General features: G+C 64.7%; 20 protein-coding genes. 8 read left to right on the forward strand and 12 right to left on the reverse strand.

From position 1 onward, the window contains the following. Positions 1-33: 33 nt before the first annotated feature. A complete protein-coding gene (locus HU760_RS16435; protein ID WP_186678381.1) occupies positions 34-897 on the reverse strand; it encodes a LysR substrate-binding domain-containing protein in 864 nt (287 codons plus the stop codon). 112 nt (positions 898-1,009) lie between these two features. Here HU760_RS16435 and HU760_RS16440 point away from each other — a divergent pair, with 112 nt between their 5' ends. Together HU760_RS16440 and phnX are read left to right on the forward strand one after the other, a co-directional pair. Beyond that, a complete protein-coding gene (locus HU760_RS16440) occupies positions 1,010-2,116 on the forward strand; it encodes a 2-aminoethylphosphonate--pyruvate transaminase (RefSeq protein ID WP_186678384.1) in 1,107 nt (368 codons plus the stop codon). A 32-nt stretch (positions 2,117-2,148) separates the two neighbouring features. Next, positions 2,149-2,976 carry a phosphonoacetaldehyde hydrolase gene (gene phnX, locus HU760_RS16445; RefSeq protein WP_186678387.1) on the forward strand — a complete coding sequence of 276 codons (828 nt, stop codon included), beginning with the start codon at positions 2,149-2,151 and terminating at the stop codon, positions 2,974-2,976. A gap of 34 nt (positions 2,977-3,010) precedes the next feature. On the opposite strand, the gene HU760_RS16450 is transcribed toward phnX, so the two are convergent. Further along, positions 3,011-4,075 (reverse strand): AI-2E family transporter, encoded by a 1,065-nt coding sequence (locus HU760_RS16450; RefSeq protein WP_186678389.1) that lies wholly within the window; start codon positions 4,073-4,075, stop codon positions 3,011-3,013. Positions 4,076-4,207: 132 nt separating this feature from the next. Here HU760_RS16450 and trhP point away from each other — a divergent pair, with 132 nt between their 5' ends. Together trhP and HU760_RS16460 are read left to right on the forward strand one after the other, a co-directional pair. Next, complete coding sequence (gene trhP, locus HU760_RS16455) at positions 4,208-5,542, forward strand: prephenate-dependent tRNA uridine(34) hydroxylase TrhP (protein WP_186678391.1); 1,335 nt, start codon at positions 4,208-4,210, stop codon at positions 5,540-5,542. Positions 5,543-5,648: 106 nt separating this feature from the next. Beyond that, positions 5,649-6,077, forward strand: a complete 429-nt coding sequence (locus HU760_RS16460) for a DUF411 domain-containing protein (RefSeq protein WP_085625662.1) — start codon at positions 5,649-5,651, stop codon at positions 6,075-6,077. A 92-nt stretch (positions 6,078-6,169) separates the two neighbouring features. Here the strand turns inward: HU760_RS16460 and HU760_RS16465 are convergent, their stop codons facing one another. The 6 genes from HU760_RS16465 to HU760_RS16490 form a co-directional block, all read right to left on the reverse strand. Next, positions 6,170-6,751 (reverse strand): DinB family protein, encoded by a 582-nt coding sequence (locus tag HU760_RS16465; RefSeq protein ID WP_186678395.1) that lies wholly within the window; start codon positions 6,749-6,751, stop codon positions 6,170-6,172. A 14-nt stretch (positions 6,752-6,765) separates the two neighbouring features. Next, on the reverse strand, positions 6,766-7,872 hold the full coding sequence (zapE, locus tag HU760_RS16470; protein ID WP_186678398.1) for a cell division protein ZapE: 1,107 nt from the start codon (positions 7,870-7,872) through the stop codon (positions 6,766-6,768). Between the two features lie 41 nt (positions 7,873-7,913). Beyond that, entirely contained in the window at positions 7,914-9,065 is a 1,152-nt protein-coding gene (locus HU760_RS16475) for a PQQ-dependent sugar dehydrogenase (protein WP_186678401.1), read from the reverse strand. Positions 9,066-9,089: 24 nt separating this feature from the next. Next, positions 9,090-9,404 (reverse strand): hypothetical protein, encoded by a 315-nt coding sequence (locus tag HU760_RS16480; protein ID WP_186678403.1) that lies wholly within the window; start codon positions 9,402-9,404, stop codon positions 9,090-9,092. Positions 9,405-9,592: 188 nt separating this feature from the next. Next, a complete protein-coding gene (gene speB / locus HU760_RS16485; RefSeq protein ID WP_186678405.1) occupies positions 9,593-10,567 on the reverse strand; it encodes an agmatinase in 975 nt (324 codons plus the stop codon). Positions 10,568-10,592: 25 nt separating this feature from the next. Further along, positions 10,593-11,672 carry a polyamine ABC transporter substrate-binding protein gene (locus tag HU760_RS16490; RefSeq protein WP_186678407.1) on the reverse strand — a complete coding sequence of 360 codons (1,080 nt, stop codon included), beginning with the start codon at positions 11,670-11,672 and terminating at the stop codon, positions 10,593-10,595. A 102-nt stretch (positions 11,673-11,774) separates the two neighbouring features. Here HU760_RS16490 and HU760_RS16495 point away from each other — a divergent pair, with 102 nt between their 5' ends. Then, complete coding sequence (locus HU760_RS16495) at positions 11,775-12,665, forward strand: LysR family transcriptional regulator (RefSeq protein WP_186678409.1); 891 nt, start codon at positions 11,775-11,777, stop codon at positions 12,663-12,665. A gap of 162 nt (positions 12,666-12,827) precedes the next feature. Here the strand turns inward: HU760_RS16495 and HU760_RS16500 are convergent, their stop codons facing one another. Together HU760_RS16500 and HU760_RS16505 are read right to left on the reverse strand one after the other, a co-directional pair. Next, positions 12,828-15,254, reverse strand: a complete 2,427-nt coding sequence (locus HU760_RS16500; protein WP_186678790.1) for a TonB-dependent receptor — start codon at positions 15,252-15,254, stop codon at positions 12,828-12,830. Between the two features lie 214 nt (positions 15,255-15,468). Further along, the gene (locus tag HU760_RS16505; RefSeq protein WP_186678411.1) at positions 15,469-16,590 is read right to left on the reverse strand and encodes a sigma-70 family RNA polymerase sigma factor; all 1,122 of its coding nucleotides are present in this window, start codon (positions 16,588-16,590) and stop codon (positions 15,469-15,471) included. Between the two features lie 135 nt (positions 16,591-16,725). On the opposite strand from HU760_RS16505, the gene HU760_RS16510 reads away from it, so the two are divergent. Then, on the forward strand, positions 16,726-17,208 hold the full coding sequence (locus HU760_RS16510) for an LEA/WHy family protein (protein ID WP_186678413.1): 483 nt from the start codon (positions 16,726-16,728) through the stop codon (positions 17,206-17,208). A gap of 17 nt (positions 17,209-17,225) precedes the next feature. Here HU760_RS16510 and HU760_RS16515 read toward each other — a convergent pair whose 3' ends face one another. After that, on the reverse strand, positions 17,226-17,489 hold the full coding sequence (locus tag HU760_RS16515) for a hypothetical protein (RefSeq protein WP_186678415.1): 264 nt from the start codon (positions 17,487-17,489) through the stop codon (positions 17,226-17,228). Positions 17,490-17,611: 122 nt separating this feature from the next. Here HU760_RS16515 and HU760_RS16520 point away from each other — a divergent pair, with 122 nt between their 5' ends. Continuing rightward, positions 17,612-17,932, forward strand: coding sequence for an ElaB/YgaM/YqjD family protein (locus HU760_RS16520; protein ID WP_186678792.1), 321 nt, complete (start codon positions 17,612-17,614; stop codon positions 17,930-17,932). A 21-nt stretch (positions 17,933-17,953) separates the two neighbouring features. Here HU760_RS16520 and HU760_RS16525 read toward each other — a convergent pair whose 3' ends face one another. Continuing rightward, complete coding sequence (locus HU760_RS16525) at positions 17,954-18,571, reverse strand: MiaE family protein (RefSeq protein ID WP_186678418.1); 618 nt, start codon at positions 18,569-18,571, stop codon at positions 17,954-17,956. 154 nt (positions 18,572-18,725) lie between these two features. Between HU760_RS16525 and HU760_RS16530 the strand changes: the two genes are divergently transcribed. After that, positions 18,726-19,589 (forward strand): universal stress protein, encoded by an 864-nt coding sequence (locus tag HU760_RS16530; RefSeq protein ID WP_186678443.1) that lies wholly within the window; start codon positions 18,726-18,728, stop codon positions 19,587-19,589. The last annotated feature ends 173 nt before the right edge of the window (positions 19,590-19,762 follow it).

Genomic DNA, 19,762 nt, shown 5'->3' on the forward strand with positions numbered 1-19,762 from the left:
GGCCATCTTAGGCCGCCCCGTTGAAAACAGCCATCACAGCCCCGTCGCCAGGCCGAGGAACGCCTGGATCAGGCGCAGCTCGCGGCGACGCTCCAGGCAGCCGATCAGGTGCTGGTTGACCAGGCCGTCACCGGCCAGCGGCCGTGCCACTACGCGTGGGTCATTGGCCACTTCGGTGGACGACACCACGCCAATGCCCAGCTCCGAGGCCACCGCTTCCGTCACCGCCTCGCGGCTATCCAGCTCCAGCAGCACCCGAGGTTGCACGGCAGCCTTGTTGCAGGCCTTGTCGAAGGTACGCCGGGTGGTGGAGCTGGGTTCGCGCAACACCATGATCTGCTGGTGCAATTCAGCCAGCGGCAAATCACCCTCGCTGTTGGCCCAGGCATGCCCCGCCGGCAGCAACGCGCACAAGCGCGACTCGCACAGGTTCTGCAAATGCAGGCCTTTGCGCGGTTCGATCTCGGTCAGCACGGCCACGTCGGCATGCTCGCTGAGCAATGCAGCCAAGGTTTCCTGGGCATTGCCCAAGCGCAGGTTGACGGTAATGCCCGGGTAGCGCTCGCGCAGCAGTGCCAGCATCGGCATGACCCGGTGCGGGCCATCGGCCGCTACCTCCAGGCGCCCGGTCAGCAATTGGCGGTTGGCCTCGAGCATGGCCTGCGCCTCTTCGGCCAGGCCGAACATGGCGCGGGTGATGGCCGCCAGGCGGGTGCCCTCTGCCGTCAACTCCACCCGCCGCGCGGTACGCCGCAGCAAGGTGATCTGGTAATGCTCCTCCAACGCCTTGACGTGCCCGGTCACTGCCGGTTGGCTGATGAACAGGCGTGCGGCGGCACGGGTGAAGCTGCCCTCACGGGCCACGGCATCGAAGGCACGCAACTGGAACAGGTTCATATGTATCGGCCCGACTTATAGCTCGAATAACAACAAACAATTTGATTGATGACAACGCCAATTGCAACCTAGGCCCCGTAGTTTCAGCCCACCGCTTGTGAGGAATAACGGAATGAGCAACGCCCCGATTCTGCTGACTCCCGGTCCCCTGACCACATCAATCCGCACCCGCCAAGCCATGCTGGTGGACTGGGGCTCCTGGGACCGCGACTTCAACCAACTGACTGCCAGTGTCTGCGAGCAACTGCTGGCGATCATCGACGGCAGCGCCAGCCACCACTGCGTGCCCCTGCAAGGCAGCGGCACGTTCGCCGTGGAAGCGGCCATCGGCACCCTGGTGCCGCGGGAAGGCAAGGTCCTGGTGCTGATCAACGGCGCCTATGGCCAGCGCCTGGCAAAGATCTGCAAAGTGCTGGGCCGTACCTACAGCACCTTCGAGACGGCCGAAGACCAGCCGACCACCGCCGCCGACGTCGAGCGCCTGCTGGTCGCCGACCCGGCCATCAGCCACGTCGCGCTGATCCACTGCGAAACCAGCACCGGTATCCTCAACCCGCTGCCCGAGATCGCCCAGGTGGTCAAAGGCCACGGCAAGCGTCTGATCATCGACGCCATGAGCTCGTTCGGCGCACTGCCCATCGATGCCCGCGAAATCCCCTTCGAGGCGCTGATCGCCGCCTCCGGCAAGTGCCTGGAAGGCGTACCCGGCATGGGCTTCGTGTTTGCTGAAAAAGCCGCCCTGGCCGCCGCCGAGGGCAATGCCCACTCGCTGGCCATGGACCTGCACGACCAGCATGCCTACATGGCCAGGACCGGCCAGTGGCGTTTCACCCCGCCAACCCATGTGGTGGCCGCGCTGCACGAAGCATTGCAGCAGTACAACGAGGAAGGTGGCCTGCCAGCCCGGCAGCGGCGCTACGCCGACAACTGCAAGACCCTGCTCGCCGGCATGGCCGCCCTCGGTCTGCGCAGCTTCCTGCCGGCCGAGATCCAGGCGCCGATCATCGTCACCTTCCACGCGCCGAACGATACCCGCTATCGGTTCCAGGACTTCTACGAGCGGGTCAAGGCCAAGGGCTTCATCCTTTACCCGGGCAAGCTGACCCAGGTCGAAACCTTCCGCGTCGGCTGCATTGGCGTGGTCGGGGCAGACGGTATGCAAGCCGCCGTGAATGCCGTGGCCGAAGTGCTGCGGGAAATGGAAGTACTGCACATCTGACCTTTGCCCAGCCAATTCAGGAATCAGCGCACATGAACTACAGCAACCCTACCCGGCTGCAGGCCGCCATTCTCGACTGGGCCGGTACCGTGGTCGATTTCGGCTCCTTCGCCCCGACCCAGATCTTTGTCGAAGCCTTCGCCGAATTCGATGTGCAGGTCTCCATCGAAGAAGCCCGCGGCCCCATGGGCATGGGCAAGTGGGACCATATTCGCACCCTGTGCAATGTGCCGGAAATCGCCGAGCGCTACCGCCAGGTGTTCGGCCGTACCCCGACCGACGCTGATGTCACCGCCATCTACAACCGCTTCATGCCGCTGCAGATCGAAAAGATCGCCGTGCACTCGGCGCTGATTCCCGGCGCCCTGGATACGCTCACCGGGCTGCGTCGGGACGGGCTGAAGATCGGCTCGTGCTCGGGCTACCCGAAAGTGGTGATGGACAAGGTGGTGGCGCTGGCGGCGCAGAACGGCTACGTGGCTGACCACGTGGTGGCCACCGACGAAACCCCGAACGGTCGCCCCTGGCCAGCCCAGGCCCTGGCCAACGTGATCGCGCTGGGCATCGACGATGTGGCGGCCTGCGTGAAGGTCGACGACACCGTGCCGGGTATTCTCGAGGGCCGCCGTGCCGGCATGTGGACCGTAGCCCTGGTGTGCTCGGGCAATGCCCTGGGGCTGACCTGGGAAGGCTACCGCGCGCTGAGCGCCGAGAAGCTGGAAAGCGAACGCCAGCGCATCCATGCATTGTTCGCCGGCTCCCGTCCGCATTACCTGATCGACACGATCAATGAACTGCCCGAGGTGATCGCCGATATCAACCGGCGCCTGGCCAAGGGCGAGATGCCGCAGGCATCCTGAACCGCCCATCGGGGCCGCTCTGCGGCCCATACCCTTACTCCGGCAACTGCACCTGCGGCTTGGTCGCGGCGAAGATCGCCCAACTCGACACGAACAATGCCGCGATCAACGGCCCGATGACGAAACCGTTGAGGCCGAACACGGCCAGCCCGCCCAAGGTCGACACCAGGATCAGGTAATCCGGCATGCGCGTATCCTTGCCCACCAGGATCGGCCGCAGCAGGTTGTCCACCAGGCCGATCACCAGTATTCCGAAAGCGGTCAGGATCACCCCCGGCAGTATCGCCCCGGTCAGCAGGAAATACGCCGCCACCGGCGCCCACACAATGCCAGCGCCCACCGCTGGCAGCAGTGACAGAAACGCCATCAGCACCGCCCACACCAGCGCACTGGGAATATCCAGCACCCAGAAGATGAAGCCCCCCAGCGCCCCCTGGGTAATGGCCACCAGCACGTTGCCTTTCACCGTCGCCCGCACCACGCGGTTGAACTTCAACTGCAGGCGGCGTTTCTGCTGCTCGGGCAGCGGTACCGCCAGCCGCACCCGGCGGGCGACCTCCGCGCCTTCGCGGAGGAAGAAGAACAACAGGTACATCATGACGCCGAAGCTGACCACGAATTCGAACGTGCCCTGGCCGAAACTGAACGCTCGGCTGGCCAGCACCTGGCTGCCCTGGGTCGCCCACTTGCTGATCTTGTCACGCAGCCCGTCCAGGTTGCCCATGCCCATGCTGTCCAGGCCGCGCTGGGCGAAGGTCGGGAGCATGTCCTTGCCGCGCTCGACATAGCCGGCGATGTCCAGTTGCCCGCTCTCGATGCGCTGGTAAAGCAGGGCCCCCTCCTGCACCAGCAGCGCACTGGTGATGATGACCGGCAACACCGCCACCAGCAGGCATACCAGCAAGGTGGTGGCTGCGGCCAGGTTGCGCCGGCGCCCGAAGCGGATCAGCAGGTGGCGCTGCAGCGGCGCGAACAGGATGCCGAGGATCACCGCCCAGAAAACCGCACCGTAGTAAGGCAGCAGAATCCAGACGAAGGCGATGGTTACCAGCGCCAAAAGCACTGCCAGGGCCCGGTTCTGTAAAGCAGCTTCGTTCATCGCATGTCCTCGCATGGCTTCTGGATATTAGTGCGTGCCGTCCGGGTAAAAGTGCCACGCTTTCCTTGATGCAGATCAATACACGGAATGTCCACCAGCCCTAGCATCCGCGCCTTTTGCCCCGGTGCGCACATGAACCCTATCGCCAAGCCCGAACTGCTGGCCCCCGCCGGCACCCTCAAGACCATGCGCTACGCCTTTGCCTATGGCGCCGACGCGGTCTACGCCGGCCAGCCGCGCTACAGCTTGCGGGTGCGCAACAACGAGTTCGACCATGCCAACCTGGCGCAGGGCATTCAGGAGGCGCATGCCCTGGGCAAGCGCTTCTACGTGGTGGTCAACATCGCCCCGCACAACGCCAAGCTGAAGACCTTTCTCAAGGACCTGGCGCCGGTGATCGAGATGGCGCCGGACGCGCTGATCATGTCCGACCCTGGCTTGATCATGCTGGTGCGCCAGCACTTCCCGCAGATGCCGGTGCACCTGTCGGTGCAGGCCAACACGGTCAACTGGGCCAGCGTGCAGTTCTGGCAGCAACTGGGCCTGAGCCGGGTGATCCTGTCGCGCGAGCTGTCGCTCGACGAAATCGAGGAAATCCGCCAGCAGGTGCCGAACATGGAGCTGGAGGTGTTCGTCCACGGAGCCCTGTGCATGGCCTATTCCGGCCGTTGCCTGCTGTCGGGCTACCTCAACAAGCGCGATGCCAACCAGGGCACCTGCACCAACGCCTGCCGCTGGAAGTACGACGCCACGCCCGCCACCGAGAATGCGACCGGCGACATCGTGCGCGAAGTGCAACCGACCCTGGGCCTGGGTGCACCGACCGAGCAGTTGTTCCTGCTCCAGGAGAGCAACCGCCCCGGCAGCGAAATGCCTGCATTCGAAGACGAACACGGCACCTACATCATGAACGCCAAGGACCTGCGGGCCATCCAGCATGTCGCCCGCCTGGCAGACATGGGTGTGCACTCGCTCAAGATCGAGGGTCGCACCAAGTCGCACTTCTACTGCGCGCGTGCCGTGCAGGCGTACCGCCAGGCCATCGACGACGCGGTGGCCGGGCGGCCATTCGACCGTGCGCTGATGGACAACCTCGAATCACTGGCACAACGCGGCTACACCGAGGGCTTCCTGCGCCGCCATGTGCACGACGAATACCAGAACTACCAACGCGGCAACTCGGTATCCGAGCGCCAGCAGTTCGTTGGCGAGCTGACCGGGACGCGTGTCGATGGCCTGGCCGAAGTCCGGGTGAAAAACCGCTTCGCGGTGGGCGACCACCTGGAGCTGATGACGCCGCGCGGCAACTATCACTTCGACCTGCACCGCTTGTGCAACCGCCAGCAGCAGCCGATCGAGGTGGCACCAGGTGACGGCCATGTGGTGTATCTGCCGATTCCCGAGCAGGTGGCCCTCGACTACGCCCTGCTGATGCGCGACCTCGGCAGTGACGAGGTGGCCAGCTGACAATCCTGTAATGTGCGTCTCAGCTGCCTGACAGCTGCCAGGGGCGAACATCCTGCAAGCCGCTTATACTTGGCGGCTGACCTACCGCCGGAAGGAGTGCTTCACCATGCTGCGCAAACACCTGCTGACCCTGGGCCTGCTGGCCGTCACCGGCCTGGCCCAGGCCGCAGAGACCATCGACGTGTACCGCGATCCCAATTGCGGCTGTTGCAAAGCCTGGATCAGCCACCTGCGCGACAATGGTTTCACCGTCAACGACCACGTCGAGCCGAACATGAGCGCAGTCAAGCAACGCCTGGGGGTGGCGCCACGCCTGGCCTCCTGCCACACCGGGGTGATCGACGGCAAGTTCGTCGAAGGCCACGTGCCGGCCGAGCAGGTACGCCTGCTGGCCAAGCGCAACGACCTCAAGGGCCTGGCCGTGCCGGGCATGCCCATGGGCTCGCCGGGCATGGAAATGGGTGACCACAAGGACGCCTACCAGGTCATCGGCGTGACCCAGGATGGCAAGGACACGGTGGTCGCCAACTACTGATGTCTCGCTGCCCGCATTGGCGGTAATGGAGTAGCTGAACAAGCAAGCCAGTTATTGGCCCCTGCGGGAGCGGGTTTGCCCGCAGGGTTCCTCTACCCTTTCCAGACTTGCGCCTCGGTCCAGCCTAATTCGGCAAAATCGCCGGCCCGCAAGCCAGCCTCCTCCTCGCAGAAAAACTCGTCCAGCTGCGGTGGCCAGATTGCCGTGTCGCTGAGCATCGCGTGCACCTGCCCACGGTGATGCACCTGGTGCTGAAACAGATGTGCCAGCAGGCGCAAGCGTTGTTCGCGCTGCACCCGGTCGGGCCGCACAATGTTCACATAGCGCCCCAGCTCATCATCTCGCAAGCTACGGCAATAGCTGATCAGCCGATGATCGGCCTGGGCCTGCTCGGCCTGCAGGTCGGTACAGGTGGCAAACGGCTGCTCCGGCTCGAAAAAGCGCTCGCCATCGGCGCCAGGCAATTCCCCACGCTGCTCGCACTCGAGCATGTGCAGGTAGAACCAGTCCACCGTCAGCAGGTGGTTGAGGGTGGCCTTGATCGACGGGAAAAAGCTGCAGCGCGGGGCGACGAATTCGTCCTGGGTCAGTTGCAGGCAAGCCTTGTACAAGCGGTGGTTGGCCCAGCCATTGTTGTAGGCCTGGGTCAGCAGATAATGCGACAACGGCTCCATGGCTACACTCCTTTTCAGGCGAAGCGTTGCAGTTGCATCTCCCGTAGCCGGCTCAGGGTTCGTTGGTACGGGAACGCCAGATACCCTTGAGTGTAGAGGGCCTCCAGCGGCACCTGTGCCTCCAGGTACAACGCCACCCGGCGGTCGTAGCATTCGTCGACCAGGGCAATGAAGCGGCGCACCGCATCGTCCTTGGGTGACAGCGCCGGCAGTTCGCGCTCGCCCGCCACCACCCGCCGCGCGCCGTCCTCGGTGCCGCGGGCAATGCGCCCGGCCCGCTGCTCACCGCCCAGCGCCGGAATGCCCGATACAAGGATGGCCGGGAAACGGTCGCACAGGGCCATGAACTCCATGGCCGCGAGCGGTTGTTCGCACAGGTCGGTGAAGCGGCACCAGATGGCCTGCTCGCTGCGCCGCACCACCTGCACCTGCCTGGCACCGAGGGGCAACGGCTGATCGTGGCCCGCATCGCTCGGGCTGAGTTGGCGGAACACTTCAGCCAACTGGCTGGCCTGCCCTGCCTGCGCCACCCAGTAACGCTGGCGGGCGGCACCGGGGTGCAGGCGATGGTCCTGCTCACCGGCAACCGGCAGTACCTGCATGTGCCGCTGGATGGCGGCGATGGCTGGCAGGAAACGCTCACGGTTGAAGCCGTCGTGATACAGCTGTTCGGGTGGCTGGTTGGAGGTGGCGACGATGACCACGCCCTGGTCGAACAGCACCTGGAACAGGCGACCGAGGATGATCGCGTCACCGATGTCGTTGACGAACAGCTCGTCGAAACACAGCACGCGGATCTGCCCGGCCAGCTCCCGGGCCAGCACCAGCAGTGGGTCGGCGGTGCCGTTGAGCTGAAACAGCCGTTGGTGGACCCAGGCCATGAAATGGTGGAAATGCTGACGCCGACTGGCGGCCTGCAGGCACCGGTGGAACTGGTCCATCAACCAGGTCTTGCCACGGCCGACCGGGCCCCAGAGGTAGATGCCGTGGCTGGCACGGCCTTGTTCGACAGCCTGGAAGCAGGCCTGCAAAGCCTCGACGGCGCGAGCCTGGGCGGGGTCAGCGACATAGCCCTGGGTGGTCAGGGCCTGCTGGTAGAGGGATTGAGGGTCGATAGCCATGCGCGGCATTCTACCCGACGGGCGCTCCTACAGGGGCCGCGTCAGCTGCCGTCGCCCAGCCCGACTTTCAGCAGCGCACCGTCCTTGGCATCAGTCAGTACATACAGGTACCCGTCCGGCCCCATCCTCACATCGCGGATACGCACCTTCAGCTCACCCAGCAATCGCTCCTCATGCACCACCTTGTCGCCATTCAGCTGCAAGCGGATCAGCTCCTGGCTGGCCAACGCACCAATGAACAGGTTGTGGTCCCACGCCTTGAACTTCGGGTTGTCATAGAATGCCATGCCGCTGACACCCGGCGACTGCTCCCAGACATGGTGCGGGTCGACCATCCCGTCCACATGCTTGCCCTCGGCCTCGGGAACAGGCAGCAGCGAGTAGTTGATGCCATGGGTCGCGACCGGCCAGCCATAGTTCTTGCCAGGCTTGGGGATGTTGATCTCGTCGCCGCCACGTGGGCCGTGCTCGTGGATCCAGAGCTTGCCGGTCCAGGGATTGAGCGCGGCGCCTTGCGGGTTGCGATGGCCATACGACCAGATCTCCGGCCGCACATTGTCCCGGCCAACGAAGGGGTTGTCCCTGGGTACCTCACCGTCTGGCAGGATGCGCACGATCTTGCCTTGCAACTTGTCCAGGTCCTGGGCGGTGGGGCGCTGGTTGTTCTCGCCAAGGGCAATGAACAGGTAGCCTGCGCGGTCGAACACCAGGCGCGAGCCGAAGTGGTTGCCGACCGACAGCTTGGGCTGCTGGCGGAAGATCACGCTGAAATTCTCCAGCCGGGCACGGTCCGTGGACAACTGGCCACGGCCCACTGCGGTACCAGCCTTGCCATCACTGCCTTCCTCGGCATAAGACAGGTAAACGGTGCGGTCCTTGGCGAAATCCGGTGACAGCACCACATCCAGCAGGCCGCCCTGGCCCTCGGCCCAGACCTTGGGCACGCCGCTGATCGGTGGGCCGACCTTGCCTTCGGCGTTGACCAGCCGCAGGTTGCCGGCACGCTCGGTGACCAGCATGTCCTTGCCCCCCGGCAGAAACGCCAAGGCCCACGGGTGGCGCAGGCCATCGGCTACGGTATTGACGGTCAAGCTGCCTTCTTCACTGCGAAACTGTCGTTCGGCCGCCGCCTGCGCCAACAACGGCAGCAGTGCGGCGGCAGTGACGGTGACAAGCCAGGATGCTTGGCGCATGCAGGATTCCTTTGCGTACTTGGCTCACGGCGCGCGCGGGTTGTCGCGAGGCGGCCGGGTGGGCTCCAGGTTCGGGGTTTGTTGCTGGCGACGCAGATTGTCGCCGTTGCCAATGCCATGATTATCCAGTGTGGGTGTGCGCAGGTACGGCGCGGTGGACGGGCCGCGCTGCGGCGGCGTGGCCGGCATGCTGCCCTGGCGACTGTTGGGGTTGGCGCGCTGGATCGGGCTGTTGTAGGGGTTGTCGCTGGCGGCGATTTGTACAGATGACCCGGCAGCGGCGAGCGCGGGCAGAGACAGCGCCAAGCCGAATGCCAGGATGGGCAACGTCGGGGCCATGCTTCACCTCCTGTACGAAAATGCCGCGGCTGATGGGTTTGATAGCCTACGGCGCGAAGGGTTCGCGGCAAAAGCGTGAATGCGGGCAGAGATGATTCCTGATATTTCAACATGGGCTTCGGGGGCCGCTTCGCAGCCCTTCGCGACACCAGGCCGCTCTGCAGGGGAAGCGTTCTCCCCGGCCCTGACTACTGCTCCTTCACCTTGTGCCGCGCCGCATACAGGCACAACATCTCCATCGCCAGGGTCGCCCCCGCCAGCGCGGTGATATCGGCGTGGTCATAGGCCGGTGCCACCTCCACCAGGTCCATGCCCACCAGGTTGATACCGCGCAACCCACCGAGAATTTCCAGCGCCTGCAACGTGCTAAGCCCGCCGCACACCGGCGTGCCGGTACCGGGCGCGTAGGCCGGGTCGAGGCAGTCGATATCGAAGGTCAGGTACACCGGCCGTTCACCCACCCGCTGGCGAATCGCCGCAATCACCGCCTCGGTGCCCTGGCGGTGCACCTGGCGGGCATCGAGTATGGCAAAGCCCTGGCTGTCGTCATTGGTGGTGCGCAGGCCGATCTGCACCGAACAGGCCGGGTCCACCAGGCCTTCGCGGGCGGCATGCCAGAACATCGTGCCGTGGTCGATGCGCTTGCACACTGACTCACCGTGTTCGTCCGGCCAGGTATCGCTGTGCGCATCGAAGTGGATCAGCGCCAGCGGGCCGTGGCGCCGGGCGTGGGCCTTGAGCAGCGGGTAGCTGATGAAATGGTCGCCGCCCAGGGTGAGCATGGCGCAGCCCGCCTCCAGGATATGCGCCGCATGGGCCTCGATGCTGTCCGGTACCGATTGCGGCGTGCCGCTGTCGAAGGCGCAATCGCCGTAATCGATCACCGCCAGGTGGTCGAACGGGTCGAACGCCCACGGCCAGTGGCGGGCCCAGGCCTGCTGCACCGAGGCGGCGCGGATCGCCCGCGGGCCGAAGCGCGCGCCAGGGCGGTTGCTGGTAGCCGTATCGAACGGCACCCCGCTGACCACCACATCGACGCCACGCAAGTCGCGGCTGTAGCGGCGGCGGGAAAAACTGGTGATACCGGCGTAGGTACTTTCCGCGGCGGTGCCGTACAGGCTGTCGCGGGTCATGGCCTGGTCATTGCTTGCAGCGTGCTCCACGGTCGGGCTCCTGTGTCGAGATGGGTTACTGGCGGCTGCGGAAGGCGGTCCACAGGCGGTTGCGCTGGCGCAGGTCGGCCAGGGCCATGCTGCGGTCGGCATACAGCCGCTGGCGCACCGCCTGCGGCGGGTAGATGTCCGGGTCATTGCGCACGGCTTCGTCCACCAGCGGCGTGGCTGCCTGGTTGGCGTTGGCGAAGAACAGCGTATTGGTCAGCGCGGCGACCGACTCGGGCTTGAGCATGAAGGCAATGAACGCCCGCGCCGCTTCGGGGTGCGGGGCGTCCCTGGGGATGACCAGGTTGTCCTGCCAGACCAGCGTCCCCTCGCGGGGGATGCGGTAAATCAGCTCGAACGGCTTGCCGGCGCGGCGCGCCTGGTCAGCGGCCATCGCGGCATCGCCGTTGTAGGTCAACGCCAGGCACACGCTGCCGTTCGCCAGGTCGCTGATCTGCCGGCCATTGGCGACGTAGCTGATCGAAGGCTGCAATTGGCTCAACAGCTGTTGCGCCGCAGCCAGGTCGCCCTTGCTCTGGCTGTATGGGTCCTTGCCCAGGTAGTTCAGGGCGACGCCGATCACTTCCTGCGGCGAGTCAGGCATGGCGATGCCACAGTCCTTGAGGCGGCTGGCGTACTCGGGCTTGAACAACAGGTCGAGGCTGTCCAGCGGCACATCGCCCAGGCGCTGGCGCACCGCTTCGACATTCACCCCCAGGCCCAGAGTGCCCCAGGTGTAGGGCACGGCATGGCGGTTGCCGGGGTCGGCCTCGGCGAGCTTGGCCAGCAGGTCCGGGTCGAGGTTGGCATAGCCGGGCATGGCCTGGGCGTCGAGCGGCTGCAGGGCATTGGCCTTCAGCGCCCGGGCCAGTACGGTGGAAGACGGCACCACCACGTCATAGCCACTGCCACCGGTCAGCAGCTTGGTTTCCAGCACTTCGGTGGTGTCGAAGGTGTCGTAGCGCACCTGGTAGCCGGTTTCCTGCTCGAAGCGCTGCAGTGTCTGCGGGGCGACATAGTCGGCCCAGCTGTAGAGATTGACGACCTTTTCCTCGGCCTGCAGCGGCAAGGCCAGAAGCAGAGACAGCAAGCACAACGAGCGACGCATGGCAGGCACCTCGACAAGTGGGTGGATGCCGCGAGCATGCCAGCCGGGTTACATTGCAGGAATGGTAAGTTTGCAAAGCTGACATTCCTCAGGAGCAATGTAATGCTCGGACAACTGCACGACCCCGACCTGCACCTGCTGCGGCTGTTCGTCACTGTAGTCGAGGCCGGTGGCTTCAGCGCCGCCCAGGGGGTGCTGGGCCTCAGCCAGCCCACCATCAGCCAGCGCATGGCGCAGCTGGAAACGCGCTTGGGCTACCGCCTGTGCAGCCGTGGCAAGGGCGGTTTTGCCCTGACCGAAAAAGGCGCGTTGCTGCTGGACGCAACGCGTGACCTGCTGCTGGACATCGAGCGCTTCCGCCAGCAGGCCAATGGAGTGGCCGGGCGACTATTGGGGACGGTTCGGGTTGGTATGGCGGAGAACCAGGACAAGGCGGTGAGCATGCGGCTTGCAGCGGCCATCGCGGCGTTTCGCCGGCGCGCCGAGGCCGTGCAGCTGGAGCTGATCAGCGCGCCGCCGGCGGAGCTGGAGCGACTGTTGCTGGAGCAGCGGCTGGACTATGCCATCAGCTATTTCTCCGGCAACCAGGCGGCGTTCGATTACCAGCCGCTGTTCGACGAGCGGCAGCGGCTGTATTGCGGTAAGGGGCATGTGCTGTTCGGCATCACCAACGTGGCGCGCGAGCGCTTGCTGGAGATGGACCAGGTGCGTCATCCGTACCGGCTTCTGACAGGCGGCGAGCCGTTCCAGAGCCGGCGCAGCATGGCAGTGGCAGAACAGATCGAGAGCGTGCTGACGTTTGTCCTGTCGGGGCGGCATATCGGTTACCTGCCCCGTCATTACGCACAGACCTGGGAGGCCGAGGGGGTGTTATGGGCGTTGAATCCGGGGCTGGATTTCGTCGTGCCGTTTACCTTGGCCCGGCATCGGGCGCAGGGGGTTGGCGAGGCACAGCAGGCATTTGCACAGGATTTGCTGGCGGCGTTTGCCTGAACCGGCCACATCGCGGGCTTACCCACAGGTACGGCAGCTGGCGCGGCATCTGCAGAAGCGGCTTCAGCCGTGATCACCGGCGCAGCCGGTGCCATCCACCGCATCGCCTGCATCGCGGATAAATCCGCTCCTGCCAGGGGCAATTCCACCCTGGGACCAGGGTCAGTAAGCCATGCTCCAGGTCAGGGTGTAGGTGCGCCCGCGCCCCTGGTAGTCATACAGGTACGCCGGCCCGTAGGTCGGCGAATAGAACAGCGTCGCGCGCTGCCCCCAGACCGTGCTGTACTGCTTGTCCAGCAAGTTCTGGATGCCAGCACTGAAGGTGCCGAAGCCGGTGTCCTGGCTACCCAGCAGGTCGAAGGTGGTGTAGCCGTCGATCTCGTGGTCGGCATCGTCCTTCAGGCTGAACGCATGATTGGCCTGCAACCGCGCCGTGCGCCCATCACCCTTCCAGCCGATGAACGCGGTGGCCTTGGACAGCGAGGCATAGCGGGCATCTCGCTTGATCCAGTCACCATCGGCATCCTCTTGCTCGGAACGGGTAAGGTGCAAGGTGCCGCCGGTTTCCCAGCTGCTCAGGAAGTGGCGGGTCAGCGCGCCTTCGAAACCGAAGTCACGGCTCTTCTGCTCTTCCACATCGATGGTCAGGGTTTGCGAATCGACATTGATGATCTTGTCCGACCAGATGTAGTACAGCGCCGCCTGGGCGTCCCAGTCCAGGTCGGCATAGCGCCAGCCCAGTTCCACCTGGCGGCTCTTGATGCCGGCCAGCGGGTTGTCGGCGACACTCAGGCCGGGTTTGCCGTAGTACTTGGCCGGGTCCGGCAGGTCGAAGCCTTCCCCGTAGTTGGTCCACAGCTGATGACCGTTCTTGAAGTCGTAGATGGCCCCGACGTTGAACAGATTGACCTGGTAATCATTGCTGCCACCCGCCACCCCCTTGAAGTCGCTGACGTCCACGTCCATCTGCTGGCGCCGGGCGCCGCCGGACAGGGTCAGGTTGTCACTGGCATGCCAGTCCAGCTGGGCGTACACCGATACGCCGTCGACCTGGTAGCTGGGGTAGCGCGCGGCCTTGCTGTCCTTGTCCAGCTCCAGGCCCCCCGACTCGGAGGAAGTCTGGGCATTGAAGGTAGTCTGCTGGGCATTGAAACGCTCATGGTCCAGATCGACACCATACGTCAGTTTCAGCGTGTCCCACTGCTTGGCGAACAGGCCCTTGAGGCTGCTGACCTCGATGTTCTGCTGCGAGGCGGCGAAGTACACCCCGCGCGAGCCGGTGGGTGTGGCGCGGTTGTAGTACGGGAACGGATAGAAGTTGTCGTCCTCCTTGCGATACGAGGCCTGCAGGTAGAAATCCTGGCCCAGAACCTCGGTGTGGTGGTAGTTGGCGTTGAGCAGCAGGCGCCGGGTCCGCGGCTCCAGGCCCGACGAGTAGCCGCTGCGCAGTTCGGCGTCCTCCAGGTCGGATGGGGCGTTGTAGTTCAGGTTGGGGAAGTAGATACCGGTGCTGCCATGGTTACCCGAGTCGTAGTACTGGGCCAGCAGGTCGAGGCTCTGCTGGTCGTTCAACTGCAGCCCGAGGGTACCGAGCACGTCGACAGTGCGGTTGTACTGCAGGTCGGTCTGGGTGTTGTCGATGAAGATCTGCTCGCCAGCGCCGTCGTAAAAGGCTTCGTTCTGCTCGCCGGAGATACCCAGCCGGGCGTTGACCCGCTCGTTGCCGCCGCTGATCGACTGGGCGAAGCGGGTGGCCAGGTCGTCGCTATTGTTGAAGCCGCTGCTGGCACCGAGCTGGGTCTCGAAGCGTGCCGGGCCCGGCTCCCCCTTCTTGGTCACGATGTTGATGATGCCGCCAGTGGCGCCGCCACCGTAGATCGCGCTGGCGCCGGACAACACTTCGACCCGCTCGACGTTGAACGGCGAAATGCTGTCGAACTGGCGCGACAGGCCGCGCGAGCTGTTCTGGCTGACCCCGTCGATCATCACCAGTACGTTGCGCCCGCGCATGTTCTGGCCATAGTTGGTGCGCCCTTCTGGCGCCAGGTCAAGGCCTGGCACCAGTTTGCCGATGGCTTCCTTCAGGCTGACGCCGCTGTCGATCTGCTCGCGCAGCTGCTGCTGGTCGACCACCCATACGGTACCGGGGATTTCACTGATCGCGGTACTGGTGCGCGAGGCCACGCTGACTTCGATCGGTTTGAGGTTGACGGCCTGCGGTGCGCTTTCGGCCTTGTGCAGGGTGACCGTACGGGCATCGCTGAAGTGCCAGCGCATGCCGCTGCCAGCCAGCAGCAATTGCAGGGCCTGCTCGATGCTGTAGCTACCCTGCATGGCCGGGCTGGCCTGGCCGGCGACGTCGCTGGTGGTATACAGCAGGTGCAAATCGGCCTGGTCGGCGAAGGTGGTCAGGGCCTGATCCAAAGGTTGGGCTGGCAGGTCCAGCCGGACCTGGCGCGCCTGGACCTGGGCCTGGTCGGCAGCAGTCGCGGCGCCAGCCTGCAGCGGGCCGAGCAGCATGGCCAGGGCGCTGCAGGAGATCAGGGCATGGTGAAGAGGAACGCGGCGGCGGAACAAGGGCTTGAGCATCAGAGGCACGGATGAGCTTCCAGACAAGTCGTAAATGAGAATGAGTTGCTGATCAGTCCCCCTACGACGATCTGGCTTGCCGGAACTTGCAGTGGCAAATGAAAAAAATTTTCATTCTGCCTGGGTCAACCTCTTCGCGGGTAAGCCCACAGGTGTGGAAGGCTATCGAGCCCCTGCAGGAGCAGCTTCAGCCGCAAAAAACCGCTATAGCGGCTCAATAAACCACGGCCAGCCAGGGCAGGTAGGTAACCCGCAAGCCATAGCGCTGCTCCAAGGTCCGCAACAGGGCTTGCGGCTCATCAAGGTCGAACACCCCGCTGACCTCCATCGCCGCCAGCTTGCTGTCCGACAACACGATCCGCCCATGCCGGTAACGCTCAAGCTCCGCCAGCACCTGCCCCAGCGGCCTGCCATTGAAGATCAGCTTGCCGCGCTGCCAGGCCATCTGCGCGCCGGCATCGGCCGTGACGGGCAGTGCATGCTCGCCAACCCTGGCTTCGCCTCGTGCCAGCACCACATGGCCATCACGGCGCACGCTGAAGGTGGCCGCGCCGCCCTGCACACGTTCGCCGGCGGTATCGACCACAAACGGCCGTGGATCATCCGTGGTCTCGAACAAAGCCTCCCCGGACTCCAGCACCACACGGCGCTCACGACCACTGAACGCCACGCTGATGGCACTGGCGCTGTTCAGCGTTACCCGCGAGCCGTCAGCCAGGCTGATGACCTGCCGCTGCCCTACCCCGGTGTGATAATCCGCCAGCAGCGCCGGTGCCTGCTGCCAACCCGCCACACCCATGGCCAGCAACAGCGAAGCAGCCAGCCCCGCCTGCTTGAGGTGGTCGCGGCAATGGCGCAGGGCCTGGCCGATGTACTTGGCCACCATGCTCTCGGAAACGCCCAGCCGTTGTGCCACCTGCGCCTGGGTCAGGCCTTCGATGCGGTTGAGCAACAGCGCCTGACGAGCGTTGTCGGACAGCTGCAGCAGCGCCTGGTCGAGGACCTGCAAACGTTCCCGGGCCAGCAATGCAGCCTCCGGCGCTGGCCCCGGGCAGGCCACCTCGCCGGCCCCATCGCTGTGCTCGTGGCTGGCGGCGATGCGCTGTTCGCGACGCATGGCATCGATCGCCAGGTTGCCGGCCACGCGGAAGATGAAACGGCGCGCGTGCAGCACCGGTAGCGCCTGCTGGTCGATGTTCACCAGCTTCAGGTAGGTTTCCTGCGCCACGTCGGCGGCGCGCTGGCGGTCGCTCATGCGCCGGGTCAAGAACTGCAGCAGGTCGTCGTAGTGTTCCTGGAAACTCGTCAACAGGCCCGATACGGGTGAGGTCAGCATGGGATCAGTTACGGCCAGTAGGAGGGATTATCGGACGTTAATGAGAAACAGTATCTTTCATCTGTACCGACACTTTCAACGCTGTCGCGCATTTGCCACACTGACCGACCGCTCACTCCGGCAAGGTCGTCCGCCATGACTGCCCGTCTGTATCGTTATACCCGCCTGTTGCTGATCATGCTGCTGGCCTGCGGCCCAGGGGCCTGTGCCCTGTTCCAGCCACGCGACCCGGTGAATATCAGCGTGATCGGCATCGAGCCGCTGCCAGGGCAGGAATTGGAGCTACGCATGGCCGTGAAAATGCGTGTGCAAAACCCTAATGAAACGCCGATCGACTACAACGGCATTGCCTTGAACCTGGAGGTGAACGGCCAGCCGCTGGCCGCTGGGGTCAGTGACCAGCAAGGGCACATTGGCCGATATGCCGAAGCGGTGATCGTGGTGCCGGTGAGCATCACGGCATTCGCCTTCCTGCGCCAGGCCTATGGGCTGGGCCAGGTTGGCACGTTGCAAGGCTTGCCCTACAAATTACGCGGCAAGCTGGCCGGTGGGCCGCTGGGGACCGTGCGCTTTACCGACGAGGGCAGGCTGGACCTGCCCAAAGGCGGCTACTGGTAGCCACCAGGCGATGGAGACTAGCGGTTGGCGCTGGCGGCAGCCATCAGTTTGTTGACTTCGCTGCGCACCATGTTGGCGTATTCCGGCGGCGCCATGCCGTCCAGTTCGGCACGTACCCACTCGGCCCACTTGCCCTTGCGCCGCGGCTTTTCGGCGATCAGCCGCGCCGCGTCGGCCTTGGCCTTGCCCAGGTTGCTCTGCCACAGCTCGAACAGCCGTGCCTTCTCCGCCTCGATCTGTGCCCGTTCCTCGAAGCTCATGTTGGCCAGATTGAAACTCATGAATCACCCGCTTGATCGTAAATGGCGGCTATCTTACACCAACACCCCGGGCGCACGCCGAAGCAACTTTTCTGGTGCACCGGTATCCATTGTTCCAGCCAACCATCGACGAGGACGAGTTCATGGCCCGGAAAAGCGCCACGCTGACCGACAGCGACCAGATCAAGGACCAGGTATTCAGCGAACTGCAGGCGCTGATCGAAGAATCGGAACGGCTGCTGAACGACAGCGCCGCCCTGGTAGGTGACGAGGCAGAAACCTTGCGTGCGCAGGTGCAGTTGAAACTGCGTCAGGCGCGCCAGGCTGCCAACAGGATGCGCAACAGGGCGCAACCAGTGGTGGAGGCCACCCAGGACTACATTGGCGGCCATCCATGGCAGACCGTGGCGGTTTCCGCAGGCCTCGGGCTGCTGGTCGGCCTGCTGCTGGGCCGGCGTCACTGACGCCGCGGCCGCCTGGTGCGATCAGGCGGCCTGCGCCAGCGGGATACCGCTGTGAAAGCGCAGTTCCTGATCCGGTGACTGGATCAGCTCGACTTCCGCTGCGCGGACCAGTTCCACCCGGCGGGCGATGTCTGCCTCATCGCCGTAATGATGCGCCAGTTTCAGGTAACCCTGGTAGTGGCGCGCTTCGCTTTTCAGCAGGCCGTGGTAGAAGCGGCCCAGCTCCTCGTCCAGGTGCGGCACCAATGCGGCAAAACGCTCGCAGCTGCGCGCCTCGATGAACGCCCCCACTACCAGCGTATCCACCAGCTTGACCGGCTCGTGGGCACGCACCAGGCGCCGCAGCCCCGACGCATAACGCCCCGCCGACACCGGGCGCAGTGGCACGCCACGGCGCTTCATCAGGCGCAGCACTTGCTCGTGGTGCACCAGTTCCTCGCGGGCCAGGCGCGACATCATGTTGATCAGGTCAAGGTGCGTGTTGTACTTGGCGATCAGGCTCAACGCGGTGCTGGCGGCCTTGAATTCGCAGTTCTTGTGGTCGATCAGCAGGGTTTCCTGGTCGGCGAGCGCCGCTTCGATCCAGGCGTCTGGCGTCGGGCAACCAAGAAAGGCGTCGATTTCGGGGATCAGGGACATGAGCGTGCAACCACAAAGAACAGGCAGGGCCGGCGATTATACCGGCGGCGGCGGGCGGCGCCAGTGACTATGCTTGATGTACATCAAGCGCCAGCGGGGGAAGCGCCGACTATAGTCAGGCATTGGTCGCCACCTTTGAACGGAGCTAACGCCCATGCAAGCCGTCCGCAGCATCCTCGTCGTCCTCGACCCCGCGCATGCCCACAGCCGGGCCCTGACCCGGGCCAAGCTGATTGCCGGCCTCACCGGTGCGCGCCTGCACCTGCTGATGTGCGACAAGAAGCATGACCACAGCGCACTGCTGAGCCTGCTGAGCAGCCAGCTGCATGATGACGGCTATGACAAGGTCACCCATGAACAGGCCTGGCATGACAACTTGCATGAGTCGATCATCGCCGTGCAGCAGGCCGAAGGCTGCGAACTGGTGATCAAGGAACACCGCCCCGACAACCCGCTGAAAAAGGCCCTGCTCACCCCCAGCGACTGGAAGCTGCTGCGCCAGTGCCCGAGCGCGGTGCTGATGGTCAAGAGCGAGCGACCGTGGGCCGGCGGCAAGATTCTCGCCGCCGTGGACGTGGGCAACCAGGACGAAGACCACCGGCGCCTGCATGCGAGCATCATCGACCATGGCTTCGGGATTGCCGAACTGGCCAAGGGCGAGCTGCATGTGATCAGCGCCCATCCCTCGCCGATGCTGTCGGCCTCGGACCCGGTGTACCAGTTGAGCGAGACCATCGAAAAGCGTTATCGCGAGGCGTGCAAGGCGTTCCAGATCGAGTACGACATCAGCGAGGAGCGCCTGCACGTGGCCGAAGGGCCGGCCGATGTGCTGATCCCGCACACCGAGCAGAAGCTCGATGCAGTGGTGACGGTGATCGGTACGGTGTGCCGCACGGGAATTTCCGGGGCGTTGATTGGCAATACTTCGGAGGTGGTGCTGGATGCGCTGGTGGGGGATGTGCTGGTGCTCAAGAGCGAAGAGGCCATTGCCCACCTGGCGGAATTGGCCCGCGGCTGAATCCAGCCTGTCGGGCCCTATCGCCGATAAGCCAGCGCCCACAGCGACTGCACTGACCTCGCGTCATTCGCAGCTCAGCGCATGCTTCGCGGATAAATCCGCGCCTCCAGTTGACGCTGCACCTGTAGGAGCGGCTTCAGCCGCGATCCCCGGCATAGCCGGTGCCAGCCACC

Origin of the sequence: Pseudomonas oryzicola (assembly GCF_014269185.2) — a bacterium.
Lineage (GTDB): Bacteria > Pseudomonadota > Gammaproteobacteria > Pseudomonadales > Pseudomonadaceae > Aquipseudomonas > Aquipseudomonas oryzicola.

Excerpts from the sequence above, each read along its gene's own strand:
- HU760_RS16435 (WP_186678381.1), bottom strand. The coding sequence starts at position 897 with ATGAACCTGTTCCAGTTGCGTGCCTTCGATGCCGTGGCCCGTGAGGGC.
- HU760_RS16440 (WP_186678384.1), top strand. The coding sequence starts at position 1,010 with ATGAGCAACGCCCCGATTCTGCTGACTCCCGGTCCCCTGACCACATCA.
- phnX (WP_186678387.1), top strand. The coding sequence starts at position 2,149 with ATGAACTACAGCAACCCTACCCGGCTGCAGGCCGCCATTCTCGACTGG.
- HU760_RS16450 (WP_186678389.1), bottom strand. The coding sequence starts at position 4,075 with ATGAACGAAGCTGCTTTACAGAACCGGGCCCTGGCAGTGCTTTTGGCG.
- trhP (WP_186678391.1), top strand. The coding sequence starts at position 4,208 with ATGAACCCTATCGCCAAGCCCGAACTGCTGGCCCCCGCCGGCACCCTC.
- HU760_RS16460 (WP_085625662.1), top strand. The coding sequence starts at position 5,649 with ATGCTGCGCAAACACCTGCTGACCCTGGGCCTGCTGGCCGTCACCGGC.
- HU760_RS16465 (WP_186678395.1), bottom strand. The coding sequence starts at position 6,751 with ATGGAGCCGTTGTCGCATTATCTGCTGACCCAGGCCTACAACAATGGC.
- zapE (WP_186678398.1), bottom strand. The coding sequence starts at position 7,872 with ATGGCTATCGACCCTCAATCCCTCTACCAGCAGGCCCTGACCACCCAG.
- HU760_RS16475 (WP_186678401.1), bottom strand. The coding sequence starts at position 9,065 with ATGCGCCAAGCATCCTGGCTTGTCACCGTCACTGCCGCCGCACTGCTG.
- HU760_RS16480 (WP_186678403.1), bottom strand. The coding sequence starts at position 9,404 with ATGGCCCCGACGTTGCCCATCCTGGCATTCGGCTTGGCGCTGTCTCTG.
- HU760_RS16490 (WP_186678407.1), bottom strand. The coding sequence starts at position 11,672 with ATGCGTCGCTCGTTGTGCTTGCTGTCTCTGCTTCTGGCCTTGCCGCTG.
- HU760_RS16495 (WP_186678409.1), top strand. The coding sequence starts at position 11,775 with ATGCTCGGACAACTGCACGACCCCGACCTGCACCTGCTGCGGCTGTTC.
- HU760_RS16500 (WP_186678790.1), bottom strand. The coding sequence starts at position 15,254 with ATGCTCAAGCCCTTGTTCCGCCGCCGCGTTCCTCTTCACCATGCCCTG.
- HU760_RS16505 (WP_186678411.1), bottom strand. The coding sequence starts at position 16,590 with ATGCTGACCTCACCCGTATCGGGCCTGTTGACGAGTTTCCAGGAACAC.
- HU760_RS16510 (WP_186678413.1), top strand. The coding sequence starts at position 16,726 with ATGACTGCCCGTCTGTATCGTTATACCCGCCTGTTGCTGATCATGCTG.
- HU760_RS16515 (WP_186678415.1), bottom strand. The coding sequence starts at position 17,489 with ATGAGTTTCAATCTGGCCAACATGAGCTTCGAGGAACGGGCACAGATC.
- HU760_RS16520 (WP_186678792.1), top strand. The coding sequence starts at position 17,612 with ATGGCCCGGAAAAGCGCCACGCTGACCGACAGCGACCAGATCAAGGAC.
- HU760_RS16525 (WP_186678418.1), bottom strand. The coding sequence starts at position 18,571 with ATGTCCCTGATCCCCGAAATCGACGCCTTTCTTGGTTGCCCGACGCCA.
- HU760_RS16530 (WP_186678443.1), top strand. The coding sequence starts at position 18,726 with ATGCAAGCCGTCCGCAGCATCCTCGTCGTCCTCGACCCCGCGCATGCC.